1 protein-coding gene is annotated in these 2,280 nt (G+C 50.1%); it reads left to right on the top strand.

Going from position 1 to position 2,280, the window contains the following annotated elements:
• The first annotated feature begins 273 nt into the window (after window positions 1-273).
• Window positions 274-2,082: an IS1634 family transposase gene (locus QME66_13255; protein MDI6809914.1), complete on the top strand. Its 1,809-nt coding sequence runs from the start codon at window positions 274-276 to the stop codon at window positions 2,080-2,082.
• Window positions 2,083-2,280 lie beyond the last annotated feature (198 nt).

The raw sequence follows: 2,280 nt of genomic DNA, 5'->3' as shown, positions 1-2,280 counted from the left end.
TGATCTGATCACGCGGATCAGGTTTTGCCCTGTGGGTTTCTTTTTGGATCTGGCACATCTCGACTCCCCCTGATTGCTTTCCATCTCAAGAAGCGGAAATCCGGAAATCTTCCTTTCTCTCCACGCTGAGCGAATCAGCACTTGGTATGACTGTTGTTGTCATCAAATGTTCGCAAGTGCCGCTAGCCCAAGTTCGACACAATGATGTCACTTTCAGATTTTTTTTGTTGAATTGGAATCAGAATCATCAATATAGATTGAAAAGTCCATGTAGTGAAAACCTACCCCCTTGCGGAGCCCGGTCACGATGTTGTATATTGGTCCATGTTTCTCCGGAAATTCTCAATCGACAAAGACGGCAAGCGACACGACTATTGGGCGCTCGTTGAATCAGTACGAACAGCGCGTGGACCGCGGCAACGTGTGGTCTCCTATCTTGGTGACATGGATGAAGCGGGACGACTTGGCATTCATCACGCAGTCGAAAAAGGTCTACCGACTCAGGAGTCACTCTTCGATGAGACCTCACCCGAATGGGTTGAGGTCAACGTCCGTAAGGTCCGCACAGAACGAAGCCGCCGCTTCGGTGACGTGTGGCTTGCTCTGGAGCTCATCAAAAAGCTTGGTGTCAGTGAACTCCTTGATCGAGTGATGCTGGAGACCTCCGGTTCTGCAGATGCAGCCTTGGGCAGGCACCCGAAAATCTCCTGGGCTACGCTCGCAAACGTTCTGGTTATCTCACGCTTTTGTGAACCATCGAGCGAACTCCATATCGCCGAACAGTTCTACCGCAAGAGTGCACTCTCAGACCTTCTGGGTATTGCCGACGAGGACATCTACGACAACCGCCTCTACCGCGCACTGGATAAACTGTTGGAACACAAAGACGACATCCAGAAGCATCTCAAAGGGCGGTTGGGTGAACTCTTTCATATCACCTATGATATTCTTTTGTATGACGTCACCTCCAGTTACTTTGAAGGACAAGCATCCAGAAACCCTCAGGCACAGCAGGGGTACTCACGCGACAGTCGTCCCGATTGTAAACAAGTGTGCATCGGTCTGGTCGTAACCAAAGAAGGAATACCTCTTGGCTATGAGGTGTTCGAGGGTAACCGGCACGATTCAAAGACGGTTGAAACCATTATCGAAAAGATGGAATCCCTCTATGGCAAGGCAAATCGTATCTGGATTATGGATCGCGGGATGGCCAGTCCTGATAATCTTGAACTGCTCCAAGAGGAAGGCCGGCGCTACATTATCGGAACAGCCAAGAGCCAGTTGAAGAAGTTCGAACACCAGCTTCTCACGAAGGGCTGGAAGCAAGTCCATGAAGGACTCGAAGTAAAACTCTGCCCTTCGCCAGGTGGAGGCGAAGAGATATTTATTCTCTGCCGAAGTGAAGCCAGACGTGAGAAGGAACGGGCGATTCACAACCGCTTCCTCGAGCGACTGGACAAAGGTCTTCACAAAGTGAAGAAGAGCTGTACCTCCGGCCGCGTCAAGAATGTGAGAGTTGTCGAGCGCCGTATCGGACGATTGCTCGAACGCTACAACCGGGCCTCTCCGCTTTTTGATATCGATGTCAAAGAACTTGACGGCAAACTCGATCTCTCCTGGACGATCCACAACACGTATAGCGATTGGGCCCGTTTGAGCGAGGGATATTATCTCCTGCGCACGAACATCATAGACTGGACGCCGGAAGATTTGTGGAAAGCTTACATTCAACTGACGGAGGCTGAAGCAGCCTTCCGCATTCAGAAACAGGACTTGAAGCTGCGCCCCATTTGGCACCAACGAGAAGATCGCGTTCAGGCGCACATCTTGGTCTGCTTCCTTGCCTATGTGCTCTGGAAATGTCTCGCACAAATGTGCAAGCAGGCAGGGCTCGGGAACGAACCCAGAACGATCCTTGAAGAGATCAAAAATCTCACCCTGATCGATGTCGTACTCTTGACACGCACCGGCACAGAGATCAGACTCCGTTGCGTCTCCAAACCCGAACAACACTTGGCCATTCTCTTACAAAAGCTCAACCTCAGACCGCCCCCCAGGCTTGAGATGAAACTCAATTTGTAGTGTAAACTATTAACGACTTTTGCCCTTTGCTGCTCAGAACCAACATCTTTTGTCTAATTCTGTCGAACTTGGGCTAGTGTTTCCAGGACAGGCCTGATATCGGATGTGAGAATTCTCCGAAAACCAGCGGTCTTCTTCGTACTGTCAGGCTAGCCCAAGTTCGACACTTGAAAACTATTTTTGATAGTTTTTTGAGTG

The sequence above is a fragment of the Candidatus Eisenbacteria bacterium genome, assembly GCA_030017955.1.
Taxonomy (GTDB): domain Bacteria; phylum Eisenbacteria; class RBG-16-71-46; order JASEGR01; family JASEGR01; genus JASEGR01.
The sequence above is the reverse complement of the archived record's forward strand: the minus strand, read 5'-3'. Positions and strand labels throughout refer to the sequence as shown.